Raw genomic sequence first — 16439 nt, forward strand, 5'->3', positions numbered from 1 at the left:
TTCATTCCATCGACAGGCACACCATGACGAGTATCCAGGACCGCGTCGCGCAAGCCGTGACCCCCGAACTGATCGCCGCGTTCCGCGAGGAAGGCGCGGTCTGCATCAAGGGCATCTTCTCGCCCGACGAAGTCGCCGCGCTGCGCGCCGGCATCGACACGAATCTCGCGCACCCGAGCGAGCGCGCGAAAGTCGCGAGCCGGCCCGACGATCCAGGCTGGTTCTTCGAGGATTTCTGCAACTGGCAGCACAACGACGCGTATCGCGACTTCATCGTGCGCTCGCCGGCGCCGTCGGTCGCCGCCGCGCTGATGGGCACCGAGCACGTGCGGCTGCATCACGACCACCTGCTCGTGAAGGAGCCCGGCACGCGGCAGCGCACGCCATGGCACCAGGACCAGCCGTACTACAACATCGAAGGCGACGACAACGTCAGCATGTGGATTCCGGTCGATCCGGTGCCGCTCGAATCGACGCTGGAATTCGTCGCGGGCTCGCATCTCGGGCCGTGGCTGATGCCGCGCACGTTCATGGACAAGGAAGCGAAGTGGTTCCCGGAAGGCAGCCTGGCTGACCTGCCGGACATCGAGGGCGACCGCGCGGCGTTTCCGATCCGCCGCTGGGCGCTCGAGCCCGGCGACATGGTGTGTTTCCGGATGCTCACGCTGCACGCGTCGGGTGGTACGCAGAACCGTCGGCGCGCGTTCTCGATCCGCTTCGTGGGCGACGATATCCGTCACGCGGCGCGCCGCTGGAAGACGTCGCCCGATTTCCCGGGGCTCGCCGAGCAGCTGCCCGACGGCGCGCCGCTCGATCACCCGCTGTTTCCGGTCGTGTGGTCGCGTGACGCGGGGCAGGCCCGCGCGATCTGACGTGGGCCGCTGTACATGACGAACGCGGCGGCCGTTTCCTGACGAAACGGCAGCCGCGTGCTTTTGTACGTGGGAAAAGGGATCAGGTCGGGTGGCGTCCGGCGCCAGGCTTGAAACGCGAGCCGAGCCGGTATCGGTTGCCCGGATGCAGGAAGTGCACGAACGTGACGGGCTGCCCGTTCGTCCAGGTGCGGCGCGTGAGCGTGAGGCACGGCTCGTCGGCGCGCATGTCGAGCAGCCGCGCCTGTTCGCCGGTCGGCAGCGACGCATCGACCACGTGTTCGATCTCCAGTTCGTCGTGCGACACGTTGTTGAACAGGTACTCGGACGGCGGCTCGACCTGGAAATCCTGGTCGATGAACCCGGGCGCGGCGGCCGGGTTCACGTAGCGATCCTCGAGCTGGATCGGGCGGCCGTTTTCCTCGTGCACGCACACCACATGAAACACCGGCGTGTTGACCGGCAGGCCGAACGCGGCCGCGACGTCGAACGATGCGGGCTCGCTCGACTGGCTCAGCACGCGGCAACGATATTCGTGCCCGCGCGCGCGGATTTCGTCGCGGATGTGCGCGATCATCAGCAGGTTCGACTGCGGCTTCATTTCGGCGACGAACGTGCCGACGCCCGCGATGCGCTTCAGCACGCCTTCCTCGGTCAGCTCGCGCAGCGCGCGGTTGACCGTCATGCGTGCGACGCCGAACTGGGCGGCGAGATCGAGCTCGGACGGGATGCGATCCCCGGGGCGCCAGTCGCCCGCTTCGACGTTCTGGCGAACGAGCGTCTTGATCTGCTGGAACGGTGCGGTGGCCTTCGTGACCATCGGGGATCCTTGCGCGAAAAGGTGACGATGCTAGTCGTCGTGACTGACGATGACCAGGATCTCCGCCTGCGCGGTGCCGAGGCTGCGCGTGCGGTGCGGGATGAGTGCGTTGAAATAGACTGAATCGCCGGTCTTGAGTTGCACTGTCTCGTTCGGAAATTCGATTTCGACGCGACCCTTGTGCACGAACAGGAATTCCTCGCCTTCGTGCTCGCGGAACGTCGACGCGACGAATTCATGCGGCGGATGCACGACGAACGGCAGCATCTTCTTCGGCGCGACGCCGGCCGCGATGCTTTCGAAGCGGTGGGCCTGGCTGTCGGCTGCCGCGCCCATCGCCGTGCGCTCGCCGGCGCGCGTGACCGTGATCAGCTCGCGGTTGTGGCTTTCCGAGAACAACTGCTCGACGTCGACGTTCAGTGCCTTCGACAGCTTCAGCGCGACCGCGATCGACGGCACGCTCAGGCCGCGCTCGACTTTCGACAGGTAGCTCTTGGTGAGGCCCGTCTCGTCGGCCAGCACGTCGAGCGTCCAGCCCTTCTGTTTTCTGAGCAGCTTCAGGCGAATCGTCATGGGGCGCCAGGTGTCCTTCGAAAAACCGATTGTAACGCATGACACAATGTGTCCTGTGGTGTATTGTGTGTCATGTATTGCCGGGGAAACGGCCGCGGACGGCGCGACCGACCCGATCCATTCAGGAGGTGAACATGGCGGAAACGCTGAATCTGACGAAGGAGGCGCTGGTCGCGCTGGCGGAGCGGCGTCTGGACGACGCGGTGGGCGACAGCGGCTGGTCCGCGCGGCAGAAGCTCGCGCTCACGTGCCGCATCCTGTTCGATGCCGGCCACGACTCGGGTCTGGCCGGGCAGATCACCTGCCGCGCGGGCGAGGCCGGCACGTACTACACGCAGCGGCTCGGGCTCGGTTTCGACGAGATCTCGGCGGCGAACCTGCTGCGGGTCAACGAGGATCTCGACGTCGTTGACGGCGAGGGCATCCCGAATCCGGCCAACCGGTTCCATACGTGGATCTACCGCGAGCGCCCGGACGTGAACTGCATCATCCATACGCATCCGGCGCATGTCGCGGCGCTGTCGATGCTCGAGCAACCGCTCGTCGTGTCGCACATGGATACCTGCCCGCTGTACGACGATTGCGCGTTCCTGAAGGACTGGCCCGGCGTGCCGGTCGGCAACGAGGAGGGCGAGATCATCTCGAAGGCGCTCGGCAGCAAGCGCGCGATCCTGCTGTCGCATCACGGCCAACTCGTGGTCGGCAAGACGATCGAGGAAGCGTGCATCCTCGCGCTGCTGATCGAGCGGGCCGCGAAGCTGCAACTGCTCGCGATGGCGGCCGGTGAAATCAAGCCGGTGCCGCCGGCGCTGGCGCGCGAAGCGCACGACTGGATTTCGAAGCCGAAGCGCGATGCGGTGACGTTCGACTACTACGCGCGCCGGGCATTGCGGACGCATCAGGATTGCGTCGCATGAGCGGGCGATTCGTCGTTCTTGTCCCAGATCATCATTGAGGAATACGTATCGTGTCCATCTTGCTGAAAGGCATCATTGCCTATCCGGTGACGCCGTTCTCCGCTGACGGCGGCGTCGACCTGAAAACACTCGAAGCGCTGATTGAACGGCTGATTGCCGACGGCGTCCACGCGATCGCCCCGCTGGGCAGCACCGGCGAAAGCGCGTACCTGTCCGACGCCGAATGGGAGGCGGTCGCCACCGCGTCGATTCGCGCGGTGCGCCGGCGCGTGCCGACCGTCGTCGGCATCTCCGATCTCACCACGGCGGGCGCAGTGCGCCGCGCGCGCTTCGCGGAACAGGCCGGCGCCGATGCGGTGATGGTGCTGCCGGTGTCGTACTGGAAGCTCGCCAACGACGAGATCGTCGCGCACTATCGCGCGATCGGCGCTGCCATCGGTATTCCGATCATGCTGTACAACAACCCCGCGACGAGCGGCGTCGACATCTCGCCGGACCTGATCGCGACGATCTACCGGACCGTCGACAACGTGACGATGGTGAAGGAGAGCACCGGCGACATCGGGCGGATGCACCGGCTCGCGCAACTGAGCGACGGCGAGATTCCGTTCTACAACGGCAGCAATCCGATGGCGCTCGCCGCGCTCGCGGCGGGTGCGGCCGGATGGTGCACGGCCGCGCCGAACCTGAATGCGGCGTTGCCGCTGGCGCTGTTCGACGCGATGCAGGCGGGCGACCTGGCGCGTGCGAGGACGGTCTTTCATGCGCAGTTGCCGCTGCTGCAGTTCATCGTCAACGGCGGATTGCCGGTGACCGTGAAGGCCGGGTTGCGCCTGCGCGGCTTCGATGCCGGCGAACCGAGAAAGCCGCTGATGCCGCTCGGCGACGCGCGCACGCGCGAACTCGAACGCCTGCTCGCGGCGCTGCCCGACGGTGTGACGACATGATCGATACGGCACGACCGCTGGTCTCGGCCGCCATCGGCGCGGTGCGGGTCGGCAAGCGCCGGCCGCTGGCCGGCACGCCGCACGCCAGCGCGATCGACAAGCAGCCTGTCGACACGCGTCTGTGGCTGGGTACGCTCGGCTTCGCCGGCGACGAGCAGGCCGATGCACGGCATCACGGCGGGCCTGACAAGGCGGTGCACCACTATGCGCGCGATCACTATGCGTGGTGGTCGGCGCAGATCGGCGCGCGCGACGTGCTTGCGCAACCGGGCGCATTCGGCGAGAACCTGTCGACGCACGACGTGACCGAGCGCGACGTGTGTCTCGGCGACGTATTCACGCTGGGCGGCGCCGTGCTTCAGGTGTCGCAGTCGCGGCAGCCGTGCTGGAAGCTGAACGCGCGCTTCGATCATCCGCGGATGGCCGCGCTCGTGCAGCAAAGCGGCCGGACCGGCTGGTACTACCGTGTGCTGCAGGAAGGCTGGGTGGAATCGGGCGACGTGCTGACGCTGCAGGCGCGCCGCCACCCGCAATGGCCGCTGGCGACGGTGCTCGACGTGCTGTACCGGCGCACGCTCGACATGGTCGCGCTCGATGCGCTGTGTGACGTGCCGAACCTGCCGCCCGCCTGGCGCACGATGCTCGAAAGGCGCCGGACGGAGCGGCAGGTCGAAGACTGGACAAAGCGGCTAGAAGGGCGATGATGTGCCGCGTGCCGCGTGCCGCGTGCCGCGTGCCGCGTGCCGCGTGCCGCGTGCCTCAGTGGCTCGGCAGTTCCCGCACGTCGGCTGTCGGCACCGAGCCGAACGCGTCGCTCAGCGCATAGCCGATCAGCTGTCGCGCGGCCGCCTCGGGCGTCGCGAGTGCGCCGCTCGACTTCAGCTGGTCGAATTTCTCGCGCATCGGGAAGTTGTCCTCGCTGGTCGAGCGGATCGTCGCCTGCATGCCCGTATCGACGACGCCCGGCGCGACGCTGCAGATCCGCAGCGCGCGGTTTGCGTCGAGCGCGACTGCGCGCGCATGGTGATCGAGTGCGGCCTTGGTCGCGCAGTAGACGCTCCAGCCCGCGTATGCGTTGCGTGCCGCGCCGCTCGACACGTGCAGGATCCGGCATTCGGTCGTGGCCCCCGCTGCTTGCGTGAGCGCGGCGGACAGCATCAGCGGCGCCGCGACGTTCACGCCGACCGCGCGTGCAACGATCGCCGGGTCTTGCGCAGCGAGCGGGCCGATCGGGTCGACGATGCCCGCGTTGTTGAACAGCAGCACGATCGACGCGCCGTCGACGAAGCGGCGCAGCGTGTCGCCGGCCAGCCAGGCCGCGACGGCCGCCGGGTCCGACAGGTCGAGTTCGATTTCGGCGAAGCGGTCGCCGGCTTGCGACGCGAGCGACGGATGGCGGCTGCGCGACACGCCGAGTACGGCGACGCCTTCCAGCAGCAGTTGTTCGGCGAGCGACGCGCCGAGGCCGCGCGTGTGTCCGGTGACGATGGCGCGTACGTGCGGGGCGGAGGAGGATACGGTCATGGCGATGAACGGAGCGAAGGGGTGAACGGGATGAGCGGCGTCGACGAGCGGTGCGCATGCGTGGCGGCATGGCGTGCGTGACGGGCGATGCGTGGTATTGCGTGCGAAGGCGGTCGCGCGGCGCCGCGGGCGTCAGGGTGACGCATATCGTAGCGCTCGCCTGCGCGGCTTGCAAACGCGGAATCCCCGGTGCCATGCGTATCCCTCGCCGCGCGGCACCCACTCGCCGATACGTTGGACGAAGCCCTGCTGCGGCAAGTGCGCGCGCCGGCACGCCGCGCGGCGCCGGGCCACGCGACGCGAGCTATCATATGGCTCGCCCGTGCGCGATGCCGGACGGGCCGCGATCGTTTCCCTTCACCTGCTTCACGCTGCGACGCCACCATGAACACCACGCCGGATACGCCCACGCCACGCGCCCTTCGCGAACTCACACCCCTCGAGGCCCGCATTCTCGGTGTGCTCGTCGAGAAACAGCACACGGTGCCGGACACCTATCCGCTGTCGCTGAACGCGCTGACCGCGGGCTGCAACCAGAAAACCGCGCGCTCGCCGGTGATGAACGTCAGCGAGGATGAGGTCACGACCGCGCTCGACGGACTGAAGCACCTGAGCATCGTGATGGAAGGCAGCAGCAGCCGCGTGCCGCGTTTCGAGCACAACATGAACCGCGTGCTCGGCATTCCGAGCCAGGCGATCGCGCTGCTGACGATCCTGCTGCTGCGCGGCCCGCAGACGGCCGCCGAGTTGCGCCTGAACAGCGCGCGCCTGCACGGTTTCGCAGACATCTCGTCGGTCGAGGCGTTCCTCGACGAACTCGCGGCGCGTGCGCAGCCGCTCGTCGTCCGGCTACCGCGTGCGCCGGGCGCGCGCGAGAACCGCTGGATGCACCTGATGTGCGGCGAAGTGAACCTGGCCGACTTCGCGAGCACGGAGGCCGGCGGCGCGGATTCCGTGCCGCCTTCCGAATTCGAAGCGCTGAAGGCCGAACAGAAGCGCCTCGCGGATGAAGTGGCGCGGCTGAATGCGCTGGTTCTGCGGATGGCCGGCGAACTGGGCATCGACGTCGACGCGCAAGGCGCGTCCTGACATCAGCGGCTGCGGTGCGTATGCATCGCCCGGCCCCGTCGCCACACGGCCGGGCCGGTGCGCGATGCGGGTACCGCCACGCACCGCCGCGTTACTTCAGCCTGACACCCGGTACGAGATAACGCGAACCGCCCGGTTTCAGGATCGGCGCGAGCGCCGCAAAGGGCGCATCGAGTTGCGGCCCGAGACAGGCACCCATCGCGTGCCCGATGCCGGAGACGCTGAACGACAGCTTGCCGGGGGCATCGAATTCGAACGCCAGATACTGCGGGAACACATCAGCACACGCCATCGAATCGCCGTCGCCGTCCGTCGGGTGAGCGCTGGATTCGGCCTTGTCACGCAACCGCGTAATGAAGTTCACCAGCGCGGGGCTCGTACCCGAGTCGCCGTCTTTGCTCACCGTCGTTGCGTCGATCACGCGATTCCAGTCGAGATACGTACCGCGCAACAGGTCGAACGTGACCGGATCGTAGTGATTGTTCGGATGGGCGCCGCCGCAGTACGTACTACCCGATTCCACGATGCCGAGTGCCGCAGGTGACAGCCACGTGACCCTCACCTGTTCGTCGTCGAAGCCGCCGAGCGAACCGGCGGCCGGCCCGTCGTCGGAATAGCGGGTCGACGCGCATTCGAGCGCGGCGAGATTCATCTGCCAGTGCTGTTGCTCGAGCAGGCGGTTGACCCGTGCCATGACCGTCGGATCGGGATGACGGCTCAGACGCGGATACATGAGCTTCGTGCGCGGGTCGCTCCACATCCGGTACGCAACGGTGCCGTCGCCGATCTCGGGGCCGGCCGGCTGCGCGTGCCCGGCAAGCTTCAGCGTGGCATAAGGCGCCTGCCGCATGTCGATGACCACGCCGCTTGCGATACCGCTGCCGACGCCGCCGGCGATGCTGTTGGTGACGGCTTCGACGGGGCCGGGCGCAACCGCGTCGGGATCGTATTCCGCAACGCGCCGCAGCGTGAAGCTGCGCGTCTTGCCGGAGCGCGCATCGGTCCAGCGGCCGCGATAGCCGGCCTTGTCCCGCGTGCCCTGCCAGGTGGCCGCGGCATGATCGAAATTGGCCTGCTCGCGGAATCCCAATGGCGTGCGCGCGTCGTCCGGCAACTGCGTTCGCACGAGCGGCTCGGTCAATTCCGCGGGCGTGCCGTGCAGCGGAATGTCGATGCCGTGCTGCGCATAGAAGTAGCGGCCCGAGATCGAACCATCCGCAGCCGGGCGATCGTCGAGTTCCATCACGACGGCGCCCGCACCTTGCAGCGTTCCTTCATAGACCGTGCGCGGCGCGGCATCGACACAGCCCGAGCGCAGCGCGATCATCACCAGCACGATCCGGATCAGCGGGCGCATCACCAGCGGCACCCGGTTTGTTCGGACGCGTCGACGTCCAGTACCCTGCCGAACGCGGTCTGCTTGCCGGTGCGCGCGCTGGTATAGGTCATCGAATAGATCATCGCGCCTTGCGACATCATCTCGTACCGTCCGTTGATTCTGCCGTCGACCATCTCGACCCAGGTCGTCGTGAACTGGTGCGGGCGCCCCTCGGCGAGCACTTCCTCGTCCACGTGCTCGACCACCAGCGGCAGCGCCGTTTTCGCTTTCGCGTAGCGGACCATGCCGCCCGACCAGTCGACGGCGTCGTCGTAGTAGGTGCGCATCTCGAAGCGTACGGGTTTGTCGCTGTCCGACTTGAAGCAGTACACCTCGGTGGAGACCTTCGCGAACGCGGGCAGCGACGCGCAGAGCAGCAGGGTGGCAGAGATTTTTTTCATGATGAGCCGGTGAAGAATGAAGTGCGGCATCAACCTAGCACGATCCGCGTCGCGCCTGCATCGACGAGCCGGAACAGCAGATCCTCGACGGCCGTCTCGGGCGCGGAGCCGAGATCCGCATTGACGCGCCACCCCTGTTCCGTGCGAACCGGTTCCGACAGGTAGTGAGCGATGCCGTGCAGGCCGTCTTCGGCCGGCGTGTTCTCGTCGTCGACATCGAACCACGCGAAGAACCACGCTTTGAACGCCTCGACGGCCGCGCTTTCGTCGAGACCGCCGGCCTCGATCGCGGCCCAGTCCCACACGAACGGGCGGATCGACACGGCCGCTGTTTCGAGGTCGAATTCCAACGGCTCGAACGCCAGCTGCGTGGCGGAATCGACCATCGCCGGCTGGCCCGCCGATTTGCCTTCGGTGGCGATGAGGTCGGCCCGGCACGGCAACGCGAGCGCCCCTTCGGTGGCGAGCGTGCCGTCGGCCCGCCGGTAGGCCGGTTCGACGATCACGGCCGGTTGCGCCGCCGCTTTCGCGAGCAGGTCGGCATACGGTTGGCGGATGGCGTGGAGCAGTTCTGAGACGGTCATCGTGGCGTATCGGTTGGGCAGGGAGCGATCGTTGCAGACAGCCAGTGTGCGGCGCGGCCGGCATCGCACGACGTGGCCTGCGGTACCGGACAGACTTGATCGTACGGCACTTCGGCAACACGCGGACAGTCGGCCAAATGGCCTGCGCAACCCGCATCGTGCGCAACCGATTTAGACGTTTACCTTCAAACAATCGAAATCGCCCGTCGAGCGCGCGCGCGTTGTGCTTCAATTCATCCGGTTTGTAGTCCTACTAAAAATTAAAGGTTCAGAACAGGCCGGATTACTCATTCACAGGAGACAGTCGATGGCTCGGAAACCGTTTTGAAGCGGCACACGCGATGGTCTGCAACACCGCCGAACTTCCTTCGATGAAAGCAGGTTATCCCAGGGGCCCCCACCATGTCCTCGAGACGTTTCATGATGGCCGCGGCAGCGATGTCCGCCACGTTGGCCATTACCGCGCCGGCAGCCAGCGCCGGCGCGCCGACCCTATCCGACCCGTTCTACACGTACACCGGCACCACGCCGTTGGCATCGATTCCACCGGGCACGGTGCTCAAGACGCGCAACGTGACCTATCACGTGGCCGGCATCCCCACCGCGCTGACCGCGCAGCAGTTGCTGTATCGCACCCTTAACGCGCTGAACCAGCCGGTCGTCAACGTGACGTCCGTGATCCGGAGCCCGGTTAGCAACGGCCAGGCCATCTCGTACCAGTCGGCCTACGATTCGCTGAACCCGTACGACGAGCCGTCGCAGGTGATCGCCGGCGATCGTGACGTGACCAAGGTCATCAACGTCGGCACGCTGCTCTACAGCGCGGAATCGATTCCGCTGTCGACGCTGCTGCTGCTCGGCTACAACGTCATCGTGCCCGACACGGAAGGCCAGACGGCCGATTTCGCCGCCGGCCCCGAATACGGGATGACGACGCTCGATTCGATCCGCGCGGCGCTCAATACGCCGTCCACGGGCTTGAACCCGTCGAGCAAGGTCGCGATGATCGGCTATTCCGGCGGCGCGATCGCGACGAACTGGGCCGCGCAGCTCGCGCCGAGCTATGCGCCCGAGATCAACAAGCAGCTCGTCGGCGCGGCGGAAGGCGGCGTGCTGGTCGACCCCGCGCACAACCTGCGCTACGTCGACGGCAGCATCGTGTGGGGCGGCGTCGCCGCGGCCGCGCTGGCCGGGCTGTCGCGCGGCTACGGCTTCGACCTGACGCCGTATCTCAGCGATACCGGCGTCGCCGTGTTCAAGGACATCCAGGGCCAGTCGCTCGCCTACATCCTGCCGAAGTACACGGGGCTGCGCTGGGGCACGCTGTTCAAGCCGCAATACGCGAACGACATCAACAGCATTCCCGTGTACGTGACGTATGCGAACAAGGTGAATGCGGGGCTGGCCGTCTCGCCGACGATCCCGATGTTCATCGGCCAGGGCACGGCGGGTGCGCTGGACGGCACGTTCAGCAGCCAGGTGGGCGATGGCGTGATGATGGCGTACGACGTGCGCGCGCTGGCGCAGAAGTTCTGTGCCAGCGGCACGCCGGTCACGTACAACGAGTATCCGCTCGAACATGCGGGCGCGATCGTGCCGTGGGTGGCCGGCATGCTGCCGTGGCTCTACGACCGCTTCAACGGGAAAACCGCGCCGAGCAACTGCTGGCTGACGTCGCTGCTGCCGAGCAATTCGCTGGCGCCCGAGACGCTGCACTAGCCGTAACGCCGCGCGTGATGCGGCACATGGCCGGGCGACCCTCCGCGGGTCGCCTTTTGCTTTTTGGCTTTTGATCTGCGTCGCGCTGCGGCAAGGCCGCCGCGTCGGTCCCCCCGCCGCGAGCCGTCACCGTCCCGTCCGGGTGCCATAATCGAGTCTGCCCATCATTCCAGACGTCCCCCGGAGAATCACCATGCAGAACCTCGACAATCCTTCCCACGATCGCGAGGTAGGCAGCGCCGACGCGACGCAGGACACCACGCGCATTGACGACGTCCGCATCGGCGCCGTGCGCCCGCTGATTTCGCCGGCGCTGCTGCTGGACGAACTGCCGGTGCCGGCCGCCACGCAGACGCTCGTCGAGGATACGCGCCGCGCGATCGGCGACATCCTGCACGGCCGCGACGACCGGCTGCTGCTCGTCGTCGGCCCGTGCTCGATCCACGATCACGACCAGGCACTCGACTACGCGCGCCGCCTGAAGATCGCCGCCGATGCGCTGAAGGACGACCTGCTGATCACGATGCGCGTCTACTTCGAGAAGCCGCGCACGACGGTCGGCTGGAAGGGCTACATCAACGATCCGCGCCTCGACGGCAGCTTCCGCATCAACGAAGGGCTGCGCGCCGCGCGGCAACTGCTGCTCGACATCAACGCGCTGGGCCTGCCGGCGTCGACCGAATTCCTCGACCTGCTGAGCCCGCAGTACATCGCCGACCTGATCGCGTGGGGCGCGATCGGCGCGCGCACGACCGAGAGCCAGAGCCATCGCCAGCTCGCGTCGGGCCTGAGCTGCCCGATCGGCTTCAAGAACGGCACCGACGGCGGCGTGCAGGTCGCGTCCGACGCGATCGTCGCAGCAGCCGCGAGCCATGCGTTCATGGGGATGACGAAGATGGGGATGGCCGCGATCTTCGAGACGCGCGGCAACGATGACGCGCACGTGATCCTGCGCGGCGGCAAGAACGGCCCGAACTACGACGCCGAGCATGTCGAGGCGAGCTGCGCGGTGCTGCGCAAGGCCGGGTTGCGCGAGCAGGTGATGGTCGACTGCTCGCACGCGAATTCGAACAAGTCGCACGAGCGGCAGATCGAGGTCGCGCAGGATCTCGCGCGGCAGCTGTCGCAGGGCGAGCAGCGGATCGTCGGCGTGATGGTCGAGAGCCATCTCGAGGCCGGGCGCCAGGACCTGAAGCCGGGCGTGCCGCTGAAGTACGGCGTCTCGATCACGGATGCGTGCCTGAGCTGGACGCAGACGGAGCCGGTGCTCGACGTGTTGGCGGAGGCGGTGCGGCAACGGCGCGCGCAGTCGCGCAGCGCGTGACGAGGGCGATGTACGCGATTCGCTGCGGTGTCCGTAATGTCGCGATGGCAAGAGACGCCTGACAGCGGCTGCGTCATCACGTCCGATGCAGCGTTTCGCGAGTGGCGCTAACATGGGCCGGTGTGATGCGTCGTACAAAGGCCTTCCCGTTTCACGCGACGCATGCACGGAGGCGGCTTGGCCGGCCGCCGACACCGACAACAATTCACCGGAGTGCATAACAGCATGGCTTTCTACAAGACCCTCATCGCAGCAACCGTCCTCGCCTCGAGCGTCAGCGCACACGCGCAGATCGCGGGTGCGCAGCCGATCAGCGTGACCGTCGAGCAATCGCAGGCGCTGCTCGAAGGCTGGAGCGTGAAGAAGAGCGTGCTCGGCAAGGCCGTCTACAACGACGAGAACCAGAAGGTCGGCACCGTGCGCGACCTGATCGTCGCACCGGACGGCTCGGTATCGGCGGCGATCGTGTCGGCCGGCGGCTTCCTCGGCGTGGCCGCGCACGACGTCGCGGTGCCGATCGCATCGCTCGACGTGCGCAACGGCAACATCTACCTGCCGGGCGCGACGAAGGATGCGCTGAAGGCGACGCCCGCGTTCCAGTACGCGAAGGTGCCGTCGCCGCCGAAGCCGAAGAAGCTCGACGACAAGCACTGAGCAAACATTGATTTGCTCGGCCCGGCGTGCAACGCGCCGGGCCTGGCCCGGCCGGCCGCACGCCCGAGAGGCTCGCGCGTCGGTCCGGACACTCAGGCCGCGGGCGTCTGCTCGCCCGGCCAGTTTCCGCTGAATCCGAACACGACCGGCCCGCTTAACAGCACGCTACCGGCGCCATCCCAACGCACCGTCACGTCGCCGCCGTCGCATTCGACCCGCACCGACGCATCCAGCAGCCCGCGCCGGATGCCATTGACGACCGCCCCGCACGAACACGATCCCGAACCGAGCGGCACGCCGCCGCCGCGCTCCCAGATGCGCAGGCGAATATGCGTGCGATCGATGACCTGAACGAAATGCACGTTGGTTTTCTGCGGAAACAGCGGATGCGTCTCGATGGCCGGGCCGAGCGCCGCGACATCGATCGTGCCGAGATCGTCGACGAAGAAGGTGCAGTGCGGATTGCCCATGTTGCACGCGGCCGGCGCGCCGGGCAGCGGCAGTGCGAGGGTGTCGAGTGCCTCGGCGAGCGGCACGTCCCGCCAGCCGGTGAGCGGCCTGCCCATCTCGACGGTGATCAGGCCGTTCGCCTCCGTCGAGCACACGAGATACCCGCGGGGAGTCCGCAGCACGAGCGACGACAGGCCGGTTTCCCGCATCAGTTGCCACGCGACGCCGCGCGTCGCGCTGCCGCAGGTGTCGAGCGGCGAGCCGTCGGCGTTCCAGAACGCGACGCGGGCCGCCGCGTCGTCGCAGTCCGACACGATCGCGAGCTGGTTGAAGCCGATGCCGCGCTTGCGATCGCCCATGCGCCGCGCGAGGTTGCCATCGATCGCGTATGCGTGATCCTGGCCGCGCAGGTCGACGATGGCGAAATCGTCGCCATTCGCGTTCATCTTCTGAAATCCGAGCGGCATGACAGTTCCGGAAGGGAGGCAGGCGAACACTGTACGTGGCTCGCCGTTCGCGATCAATCGCCGCACGATGCCGTGCTCGCGCCGCGCATCTACGTAATTCTACGTAGCTCCGCATACGTAGTTATCCGCTTGTAAGCCGCCCCGGTCGCGCGGAATACTACGGCCCATCGCCGCGACCTCTGCGAGGCTGCGGCACGACGCATCGACGTCACGCGGGTTCGGCCCCTCGCCGCATCCACTCAAAAACACATTGGAGACCAGGAGACGCCATGAATCGGGCTTCCAGTACCCTGCTCTGGATCGCGGTCGCGCTGCTCGGCGCGTTCGCGTTCGGCACGATCGCACTCGCACACGGCGAGCGCGTCAGTGCCCTCTGGATCGTGATCGCCGCAGTCTGCGTGTATCTGATCGCGTATCGCTTCTACAGCCGTTTCATCGCCAGCAAGGTCATGCAGCTCGACGGGCTGCGGATGACGCCGGCCGTCAAGTACAACGACGGCCTCGACTACGTGCCGACCAACAAGTACGTGCTGTTCGGCCATCACTTCGCCGCGATCGCCGGCGCCGGCCCGCTCGTCGGGCCCGTGCTCGCCGCGCAGATGGGCTACACGCCCGGCATGCTGTGGATCCTGGCCGGCGTCGTGTTCGCCGGCGCGGTGCAGGACTTCATCGTGCTGTTCATCTCGACGCGCCGCGACGGCCGCTCGCTCGGCGATCTCGTCAAGATGGAGCTCGGCACGGTGCCCGGCGTGATCGCGCTGTTCGGCGCGTTCCTGATCATGGTGATCATCCTCGCGGTGCTCGCGCTGATCGTCGTGAAGGCGCTGACGAATTCGCCGTGGGGCACGTTCACCGTCGCCGCGACGATTCCGATCGCGCTGTTCATGGGCGTCTACACGCGCTACATCCGTCCGGGCCGCATCGGCGAAGTGTCGATCATCGGCTTCGTGCTGCTGATGGCATCGATCGCGTTCGGCCAGCACGTGCACGATTCGCCGACGCTCGCCGCGTGGTTCACGTTCACGGGCACGCAGCTCACGTGGATCCTGATCGGCTACGGCTTCGTCGCGTCGGTGCTGCCGGTGTGGCTGCTGCTCGCGCCGCGCGACTACCTGTCCACCTTCCTGAAGATCGGCACGATCCTCGGCCTCGCGATCGGCATCCTGGTCGTCGCGCCGGAACTGAAGATGCCCGCGCTGACGAAGTTCGTCGACGGCACGGGCCCGGTGTGGTCGGGCAACCTGTTCCCGTTCCTGTTCATCACGATCGCGTGCGGTGCCGTGTCGGGCTTCCATGCGCTGATCTCGTCGGGCACGACGCCGAAGCTGATCGACAACGAAACCAACGCGCGCTTCATCGGCTACGGCGCGATGCTGATGGAATCGTTCGTCGCGATCATGGCGCTGGTCGCCGCCTGCGTGATCGAGCCGGGCATCTACTTCGCGATGAACGCGCCGGCCGCCGTGCTCGGCTCGACGCCGGAAGCGGTGGCCAACACCGTCACGCAATGGGGCTTCGTGCTGACGCCCGACATGCTGACGCAGACCGCGAAGGCCGTCGGCGAAACGACGATCATCGCGCGGGCGGGCGGCGCACCGACGCTGGCCGTCGGCATGGCGCACATCCTGCACCAGGTGATCGGCGGCGAAGCGATGATGGCGTTCTGGTATCACTTCGCGATCCTGTTCGAGGCGCTGTTTATCCTGACGGCCGTCGACGCCGGCACGCGCGCGGGCCGCTTCATGCTGCAGGACCTGCTCGGCACGTTCCACCCGGCGCTCAAGCGCACCGAGTCGCTGCCCGCGAACCTGGTCGCCACCGCGCTGTGCGTGGCCGCGTGGGGCTACTTCCTGTACCAGGGCGTGGTGGATCCGCTCGGCGGCATCAACACGCTGTGGCCGCTGTTCGGCATCTCGAACCAGATGCTCGCCGCGATCGCGCTGGTGCTCGGCACCGTCGTGCTGTTCAAGATGAAGCGCGAGCGCTATGCGTGGGTGACGATCGTGCCGACCGTGTGGCTGCTGATCTGCACGCTGACCGCCGGCTGGCAGAAGATTTTCGACGCGAACCCGAAGGTCAGCTTCCTCGCGCACGCCGCGAAGCTGCAGGCCGCGGTGGACGAAGGCAAGGTGCTCGCGCCGGCGAAGTCGATCGCGCAGATGAAGCGGATCATCTTCAACGACTACATCGATGCAGCGCTGGCCGGGCTGTTCATCTTCGTCGTCGTGGCGATCGCGGTGTACGGCGTGATCGCCGTGCTGCGCGCGCGCCGCGAGTCGAAGCCGACGGTGCGCGAGACGCCGTACGAAGCGATGCCGGCCGCGCAGGCGCTCGGCAGCGGACGTTAAGGGGAGGCCGCGATGTTCAGCGATCTTGGCAGCGACCTGCGCAGCGCGGGGCGTTACCTCGGGCAGGCGTTGCGGCTGATGGTCGGCCTGCCCGACTACGACACCTACGTCGCGCACATGCGCGCGACCCATCCGGACCGCGAGCCGATGACGTATGAGGAATTCTTCCGCGAGCGTCAGAACGCGCGGTACGGGTCAGGCGCGGGGAAGTGCTGCTGAACCGGGCTGCCCAGGCCGTTCGGTCATCGAAAGGGAAGCGCCGCGATGCATGTCGCGGCGCTTTTTTCTTTGGCGGGCCGGCGGCGTGCTTCGCCGTTTGCCTGAACGCAGCACGGCAAATTCCGCCGGCCGGTATCATAGGGTTTCCTCTTT

General features: G+C 67.1%; 17 protein-coding genes. 10 read left to right on the top strand and 7 right to left on the bottom strand.

Going from position 1 to position 16439, the window contains the following annotated elements; translation table 11 throughout:
- Nucleotides 1–23: 23 nt before the first annotated feature.
- Nucleotides 24–872 carry a phytanoyl-CoA dioxygenase family protein gene (locus CFB47_RS18510; protein WP_089461898.1) on the top strand — a complete coding sequence of 283 codons (849 nt, stop codon included), beginning with the start codon at nucleotides 24–26 and terminating at the stop codon, nucleotides 870–872.
- Nucleotides 873–954: 82 nt separating this feature from the next.
- Here the strand turns inward: CFB47_RS18510 and hutC are convergent, their stop codons facing one another.
- On the bottom strand, nucleotides 955–1692 hold the full coding sequence (gene hutC, locus CFB47_RS18515; RefSeq protein ID WP_089461899.1) for a histidine utilization repressor: 738 nt from the start codon (nucleotides 1690–1692) through the stop codon (nucleotides 955–957).
- A 30-nt stretch (nucleotides 1693–1722) separates the two neighbouring features.
- Nucleotides 1723–2265, bottom strand: a complete 543-nt coding sequence (locus CFB47_RS18520; protein WP_011353691.1) for a helix-turn-helix domain-containing protein — start codon at nucleotides 2263–2265, stop codon at nucleotides 1723–1725.
- Between the two features lie 134 nt (nucleotides 2266–2399).
- On the opposite strand from CFB47_RS18520, the gene CFB47_RS18525 reads away from it, so the two are divergent.
- The 3 genes from CFB47_RS18525 to CFB47_RS18535 are packed head-to-tail and all read left to right on the top strand — an operon-like array spanning nucleotide 2400 to nucleotide 4833.
- Nucleotides 2400–3182 carry an aldolase gene (locus CFB47_RS18525; protein WP_089461900.1) on the top strand — a complete coding sequence of 261 codons (783 nt, stop codon included), beginning with the start codon at nucleotides 2400–2402 and terminating at the stop codon, nucleotides 3180–3182.
- A gap of 50 nt (nucleotides 3183–3232) precedes the next feature.
- Nucleotides 3233–4129 (top strand): dihydrodipicolinate synthase family protein, encoded by an 897-nt coding sequence (locus CFB47_RS18530; RefSeq protein ID WP_089461901.1) that lies wholly within the window; start codon nucleotides 3233–3235, stop codon nucleotides 4127–4129.
- Nucleotides 4126–4833 carry an MOSC domain-containing protein gene (locus tag CFB47_RS18535; protein WP_089461902.1) on the top strand — a complete coding sequence of 236 codons (708 nt, stop codon included), beginning with the start codon at nucleotides 4126–4128 and terminating at the stop codon, nucleotides 4831–4833. The genes CFB47_RS18530 and CFB47_RS18535 overlap by 4 nt, the downstream gene beginning before the upstream one ends.
- 55 nt (nucleotides 4834–4888) lie before the next feature.
- Here CFB47_RS18535 and CFB47_RS18540 read toward each other — a convergent pair whose 3' ends face one another.
- Complete coding sequence (locus tag CFB47_RS18540) at nucleotides 4889–5653, bottom strand: SDR family oxidoreductase (protein WP_089461903.1); 765 nt, start codon at nucleotides 5651–5653, stop codon at nucleotides 4889–4891.
- 384 nt (nucleotides 5654–6037) lie between these two features.
- Here CFB47_RS18540 and CFB47_RS18545 point away from each other — a divergent pair, with 384 nt between their 5' ends.
- On the top strand, nucleotides 6038–6742 hold the full coding sequence (locus CFB47_RS18545; RefSeq protein WP_089461904.1) for a YceH family protein: 705 nt from the start codon (nucleotides 6038–6040) through the stop codon (nucleotides 6740–6742).
- A gap of 91 nt (nucleotides 6743–6833) precedes the next feature.
- Here the strand turns inward: CFB47_RS18545 and CFB47_RS18550 are convergent, their stop codons facing one another.
- The 3 genes from CFB47_RS18550 to CFB47_RS18560 are packed head-to-tail and all read right to left on the bottom strand — an operon-like array spanning nucleotide 6834 to nucleotide 9105.
- The gene (locus CFB47_RS18550) at nucleotides 6834–8099 is read right to left on the bottom strand and encodes a hypothetical protein (RefSeq protein ID WP_089462027.1); all 1266 of its coding nucleotides are present in this window, start codon (nucleotides 8097–8099) and stop codon (nucleotides 6834–6836) included.
- The gene (locus CFB47_RS18555; RefSeq protein ID WP_089462028.1) at nucleotides 8099–8521 is read right to left on the bottom strand and encodes a hypothetical protein; all 423 of its coding nucleotides are present in this window, start codon (nucleotides 8519–8521) and stop codon (nucleotides 8099–8101) included. Before CFB47_RS18555 ends, CFB47_RS18550 begins: the two co-directional genes overlap by 1 nt.
- A 29-nt stretch (nucleotides 8522–8550) precedes the next feature.
- Nucleotides 8551–9105, bottom strand: coding sequence for a hypothetical protein (locus tag CFB47_RS18560; RefSeq protein ID WP_089459215.1), 555 nt, complete (start codon nucleotides 9103–9105; stop codon nucleotides 8551–8553).
- A gap of 402 nt (nucleotides 9106–9507) precedes the next feature.
- Between CFB47_RS18560 and CFB47_RS18565 the strand changes: the two genes are divergently transcribed.
- The 3 genes from CFB47_RS18565 (at nucleotide 9508) to CFB47_RS18575 (ending at nucleotide 12802) form a co-directional block, all read left to right on the top strand.
- Nucleotides 9508–10824, top strand: coding sequence for a lipase family protein (locus CFB47_RS18565; RefSeq protein WP_089461905.1), 1317 nt, complete (start codon nucleotides 9508–9510; stop codon nucleotides 10822–10824).
- A 193-nt stretch (nucleotides 10825–11017) separates the two neighbouring features.
- Nucleotides 11018–12148 carry a 3-deoxy-7-phosphoheptulonate synthase gene (locus CFB47_RS18570; protein WP_089441386.1) on the top strand — a complete coding sequence of 377 codons (1131 nt, stop codon included), beginning with the start codon at nucleotides 11018–11020 and terminating at the stop codon, nucleotides 12146–12148.
- A 225-nt stretch (nucleotides 12149–12373) separates the two neighbouring features.
- Entirely contained in the window at nucleotides 12374–12802 is a 429-nt protein-coding gene (locus tag CFB47_RS18575) for a PRC-barrel domain-containing protein (protein WP_046548755.1), read from the top strand.
- A 92-nt stretch (nucleotides 12803–12894) separates the two neighbouring features.
- Here CFB47_RS18575 and dapF read toward each other — a convergent pair whose 3' ends face one another.
- Complete coding sequence (dapF, locus tag CFB47_RS18580) at nucleotides 12895–13719, bottom strand: diaminopimelate epimerase (RefSeq protein WP_089461906.1); 825 nt, start codon at nucleotides 13717–13719, stop codon at nucleotides 12895–12897.
- A gap of 269 nt (nucleotides 13720–13988) precedes the next feature.
- On the opposite strand from dapF, the gene CFB47_RS18585 reads away from it, so the two are divergent.
- Nucleotides 13989–16067 carry a carbon starvation CstA family protein gene (locus CFB47_RS18585; RefSeq protein WP_089428804.1) on the top strand — a complete coding sequence of 693 codons (2079 nt, stop codon included), beginning with the start codon at nucleotides 13989–13991 and terminating at the stop codon, nucleotides 16065–16067.
- A gap of 12 nt (nucleotides 16068–16079) precedes the next feature.
- A complete protein-coding gene (locus CFB47_RS18590) occupies nucleotides 16080–16286 on the top strand; it encodes a YbdD/YjiX family protein (RefSeq protein WP_011353713.1) in 207 nt (68 codons plus the stop codon).
- The last annotated feature ends 153 nt before the right edge of the window (nucleotides 16287–16439 follow it).

It is taken from the genome of Burkholderia sp. AU27893 (assembly GCF_002223205.1).
In the GTDB taxonomy this organism is placed as follows: Bacteria; Pseudomonadota; Gammaproteobacteria; order Burkholderiales; family Burkholderiaceae; genus Burkholderia.

Coding starts and splice junctions, on each gene's coding strand:
- CFB47_RS18510 (WP_089461898.1), top strand. CDS start 24: ATGACGAGTATCCAGGACCGCGTCGCGCAAGCCGTGACCCCCGAACTG.
- hutC (WP_089461899.1), bottom strand. CDS start 1,692: ATGGTCACGAAGGCCACCGCACCGTTCCAGCAGATCAAGACGCTCGTT.
- CFB47_RS18520 (WP_011353691.1), bottom strand. CDS start 2,265: ATGACGATTCGCCTGAAGCTGCTCAGAAAACAGAAGGGCTGGACGCTC.
- CFB47_RS18525 (WP_089461900.1), top strand. CDS start 2,400: ATGGCGGAAACGCTGAATCTGACGAAGGAGGCGCTGGTCGCGCTGGCG.
- CFB47_RS18535 (WP_089461902.1), top strand. CDS start 4,126: ATGATCGATACGGCACGACCGCTGGTCTCGGCCGCCATCGGCGCGGTG.
- CFB47_RS18540 (WP_089461903.1), bottom strand. CDS start 5,653: ATGACCGTATCCTCCTCCGCCCCGCACGTACGCGCCATCGTCACCGGA.
- CFB47_RS18545 (WP_089461904.1), top strand. CDS start 6,038: ATGAACACCACGCCGGATACGCCCACGCCACGCGCCCTTCGCGAACTC.
- CFB47_RS18550 (WP_089462027.1), bottom strand. CDS start 8,099: ATGCGCCCGCTGATCCGGATCGTGCTGGTGATGATCGCGCTGCGCTCG.
- CFB47_RS18555 (WP_089462028.1), bottom strand. CDS start 8,521: ATGAAAAAAATCTCTGCCACCCTGCTGCTCTGCGCGTCGCTGCCCGCG.
- CFB47_RS18560 (WP_089459215.1), bottom strand. CDS start 9,105: ATGACCGTCTCAGAACTGCTCCACGCCATCCGCCAACCGTATGCCGAC.
- CFB47_RS18565 (WP_089461905.1), top strand. CDS start 9,508: ATGTCCTCGAGACGTTTCATGATGGCCGCGGCAGCGATGTCCGCCACG.
- CFB47_RS18570 (WP_089441386.1), top strand. CDS start 11,018: ATGCAGAACCTCGACAATCCTTCCCACGATCGCGAGGTAGGCAGCGCC.
- CFB47_RS18575 (WP_046548755.1), top strand. CDS start 12,374: ATGGCTTTCTACAAGACCCTCATCGCAGCAACCGTCCTCGCCTCGAGC.
- dapF (WP_089461906.1), bottom strand. CDS start 13,719: ATGCCGCTCGGATTTCAGAAGATGAACGCGAATGGCGACGATTTCGCC.
- CFB47_RS18585 (WP_089428804.1), top strand. CDS start 13,989: ATGAATCGGGCTTCCAGTACCCTGCTCTGGATCGCGGTCGCGCTGCTC.
- CFB47_RS18590 (WP_011353713.1), top strand. CDS start 16,080: ATGTTCAGCGATCTTGGCAGCGACCTGCGCAGCGCGGGGCGTTACCTC.